We start from the raw sequence: 3,328 nt of genomic DNA, 5'->3' as shown, positions 1-3,328 counted from the left end.
GTGGGGGGTCGCGCGCTCCCACAGCGGGGGCGGGACCAGTTGATCGTTAGCGAATGAGAAAGGACTCGGCGGCTGCTAGGCGGCTCCGAGGAGGTCGCGCATCCACTGCACGCCGGCCTCGCAGCCCGAGATCACCGTGCTGCGCCGGGGATCGTTGCGGTCGGGGAAGCGCGCCACGATGCCGCCCGCCTCCTCGACGAGCAGGCGCGTGGCCGCAAGGTCCCAGCGCTCCATGGCGGCGTCGAGGACCAGCGCCGCGCTGCCCCGGGCGACCAAGTAGTGCCCGAAGGCGTCGGTATACGAGCGGAAGAACTTGAGCTGACCCTGGGCCCGCTCGATCCACTCGCTGTGCCCGGACAGCGCGAAGGTGTAGGGGTCGCCGTGGCAGACGATGTCCTGCTTCGGGTCGAAGCTCGGGCACACGCGCACCGGTCGACCGTCCTCGTGGGTCCCGCAGCCGCGCACGGCGTGGAGGCGCCGGCCGATGCTGGGGAAGTCGGCGACGGCGACCACGGGCACGCCGCGCTCGCGCAGGCAGATCAGCGTGGCCGCCAGAGGCACGCCGTGGACGAAGCCCGCGGTGCCGTCGATGGGATCGATGACCCACTCGTAGGCGGACGGAGGCTCGGCCTCGGCCTCGCTCTCGTGGTCGGAGAGCTCCTCGCCGAGGATGGCGTGGTCGGGAAACTGGGCGCCGATCAGCGCCCGGACCCGGGCTTCGACCTCGAGGTCGACGGCCGTGACCACCGAGCCGTCGAGCTTCAAGCGCGCCCCGAGGGCGCTCGCCCCGGAGCTCGACTCGCCGCGCTCGGCCGCGCGCACGAGCTCCCGGGCCAGGTCCGCGGCGCGCAGGGCCAGGGCCAGGGCGCGGCGGTGCAGCTCGGGGGCCGCGTCGAGGGGCTGGGGGCGCGGGGTGGTCACGAGGGGGCCTCCACGGCCGCGGCGACCATCGCCTCGACCTTCGCCCGAATCTCGGGCCGGGCGAGGTAGTCGATGCGCGCGATGTATTCGTTGCCGAGCAGAGCCTCGCCCGCGTACTCGGGTAGATCGGCGGTGTAGCCGAGGTACTTGAAGCAGGCGCAGATCATCCCGTCGTGGACCAGGTGGGCCTCGCCCTTGGCCTCGGGACGGCGGGCGTAGTAGCGCCGGAGCAGGCGCTCGCCGAGGCCAAAGTCGAGGGCGTCGGCCTCGACGAAGGTGAACTCCATCAAGGTCACAGCCAGGTCGATGAGGAACAGGCCGTAGTAGCTGTCGTCGAAGTCGATGATCCCGCGGACGCGATCGCCCTCGACAATGACGTTGTCGAAGTAGAGGTCGGCGTGCACGACCCCGCGCTCGAGGCTCGGGGCGCCGTCCCTGGGCTGGTCGAAGCGGGCGTGGCTGCCGGCCCAGATCGCCCGCAGGCGCGCGGCCGTGGCCGGGCCCTCACCCGCCAGGGCCGCGACGCGGTCCAGGGTCGCCTCGCCCAGCTCGCGCACGAACTCGAGGTCGGCGCGAGGCTTGTCGCCCTCGGGCACGAAGCCGCTGAGGGTCCGCTGCATGTCGGCGAACAGGTCGCCGATCTGCTCGACGATGCCCGCGTCGATGGCCTCCCGGGCCAGAGTCTCGCCGGGGATGAACTCGAGCACGGCGTAGTGGCGGGTGTGGGCCTCGGACAAGCCCACGGTCTTGCCCTTGGCGTCGGCGATCACCCGCGGGCAGGGGAAGTTGGCCTCGGCCAGGCGCGCGAGAGTCGAGAACTCGAAGCGCAGGGCGTCGGCGCTGCGTTCGGGCGGGTACAGGCGCAGGAGGTAGTCGCCCGCGTCGGTCCGCAGGAGGTAGTTGGTGTTGATGATCCCCGAGACCAGGGGCTCGACGGAGCGCAGCTCGCCGAGGCTGTAGTCGGCGGTCAGGTCCGCGACGGCGTCGCGGTCGAGGTCGATGAAGGGGTGAAGTCGGTTCATGATCGGGTGTGCTGGGTCGGGTTGGACAGGCGGAGGAAGGTGTGGAGTTCGGCGCCCCAGCGCCGCTTGTGATCGGCGAGCGCGCTGTGGTGGGAGCAGCCGAGGTCGACGCGCTCGACACCGCGGAGGCTCAGGAGCTGGAGGGCGGCGTCGAGCATGGCGTAGTTGGGGCCGAGCTCGCGGGCGCGCGCGCTCCAGCCGTTGAGATAGTAGGCAGCCTCGCGGCCGTTCAGTACGAAGCAGCCCACGCTGATCAGCTCGTCGCGCAGCCACGCGCCGACGGCCAGGAAGTGGGGGGTGGGGGCCTCGGGGATCATCCCCTCGATCAGCGCGGGCGGACTGAGGTAGGGGGACTCGACCCGCTCCTGGGTGGCGTGGATCAACTCGACGGCGGCGCCGCGCTCGGGCGCCGCGAGGAGGCCGACGCGCAGGCCCGGCTGACGCAGGATCTTCCGAAGGGCGGTGCGCACGCCCCCGTCATAGCTCGCTCGCAGCTCGCCCGCGCCGCCGAGAACCTTGATCGCGGTCTGTGAGCGGTGCGCGTCCCAGCGGGGGGCGCTGAGCTGCTCGGGCCGCAGGGGCGGCGTGACCAGGCGCAGGCAGGGCTCGCCGAGGGCCTCGCTCAGCTGGGCGAGGGCGTCGAGCTGGCGGCGCAGCGGGGCAGCCTGGCCCGTGCGGCTGTCGTAGACCCCGCCGTAGCCGATGTGCCCACACACGAAGCCGGCGGCGGCCAGGCGCCCGCCCCGAAGGATCGGGACCTGGAGCTCGCGGGCCTTGCGTTGGCCGCCCGCGAGGCACACGACGTGGCGCTCGAAGCTGCCGCCGAACACCGTGGCGACGTGGCGGCCCCAGGCCGCGCTGGCGTAGGGAGAGCAGCGCGCGTCGACGCTCATGGTCGCGCCTCCGTGGCCGCGGGCTCGAGCGAGGCGAGGGCCCCGAGGGCCTCGGCCAGGCGCTCGACCTGGGTCGGGCTCAACCAGCCGCGGCAGGGCAGGAGCAAGAGCTTGGGCCACAGCGCGTCGGCGTGGATCAGCGGCGCGTCGGCGCGGGCATAGCCGGCGTAGCGCGGGCTTTGGTGCAGCGGCAGGTACAGCCAGCTGGTCTCGACGCCCCTCGCCGCGAGGGCGCCGGCGAGGGCGTGGCGCTCGTCGGGAGCGACCTCGACGGCGAAGTACAGCCGCGGCAGCGTGGGGTCGTGGGGGCGCGGGCGAAGGTTGGCGGGCGCGCGCGCGGCGAGGACCTCGGCGAGGCGCGCGGCGAGCTCAGGCGCGTCGACCTCGGTGAGGCGGGCGAGCACCCGCCCGGCGGTCGCCCCGTCCATGTCGACGGCGCAGGGCGGCGGCAGGGGGTGGGCGAGGGCATCGGCGACGTCCGTGAACCAGGGG

At 73.4% G+C, this 3,328-nt stretch carries 4 protein-coding genes; all 4 read right to left on the bottom strand.

Annotated features, from left to right (window positions below; all coding sequences use genetic code 11):
- Window positions 1-75: 75 nt before the first annotated feature.
- Window positions 76-921 carry an inositol monophosphatase family protein gene (locus ENSA5_RS33065; RefSeq protein ID WP_181198410.1) on the bottom strand — a complete coding sequence of 282 codons (846 nt, stop codon included), beginning with the start codon at window positions 919-921 and terminating at the stop codon, window positions 76-78.
- The gene (locus tag ENSA5_RS33060; RefSeq protein ID WP_106395715.1) at window positions 918-1,943 is read right to left on the bottom strand and encodes a homoserine kinase; all 1,026 of its coding nucleotides are present in this window, start codon (window positions 1,941-1,943) and stop codon (window positions 918-920) included. The genes ENSA5_RS33065 and ENSA5_RS33060 overlap by 4 nt, the downstream gene beginning before the upstream one ends.
- Window positions 1,940-2,836 (bottom strand): GNAT family N-acetyltransferase, encoded by an 897-nt coding sequence (locus ENSA5_RS33055; protein WP_106395714.1) that lies wholly within the window; start codon window positions 2,834-2,836, stop codon window positions 1,940-1,942. The genes ENSA5_RS33060 and ENSA5_RS33055 overlap by 4 nt, the downstream gene beginning before the upstream one ends.
- Window positions 2,833-3,328: DegT/DnrJ/EryC1/StrS family aminotransferase (locus tag ENSA5_RS33050; protein ID WP_181198409.1), on the bottom strand; the 496-nt coding region annotated here is incomplete at its 5' end. The genes ENSA5_RS33055 and ENSA5_RS33050, both read right to left, overlap by 4 nt.

Source organism: Enhygromyxa salina, from assembly GCF_002994615.1.
GTDB classification, from domain to species: Bacteria; Myxococcota_A; Polyangia; order Nannocystales; family Nannocystaceae; genus Plesiocystis; species Plesiocystis salina_A.
This window is presented reverse-complemented; position numbering and strand designations above follow the sequence as displayed.

Bases quoted from the DNA above. Each gene is read 5' to 3' on its own strand.
- ENSA5_RS33055 (WP_106395714.1), bottom strand. From the start codon at position 2,836: ATGAGCGTCGACGCGCGCTGCTCTCCCTACGCCAGCGCGGCCTGGGGC.
- ENSA5_RS33060 (WP_106395715.1), bottom strand. From the start codon at position 1,943: ATGAACCGACTTCACCCCTTCATCGACCTCGACCGCGACGCCGTCGCG.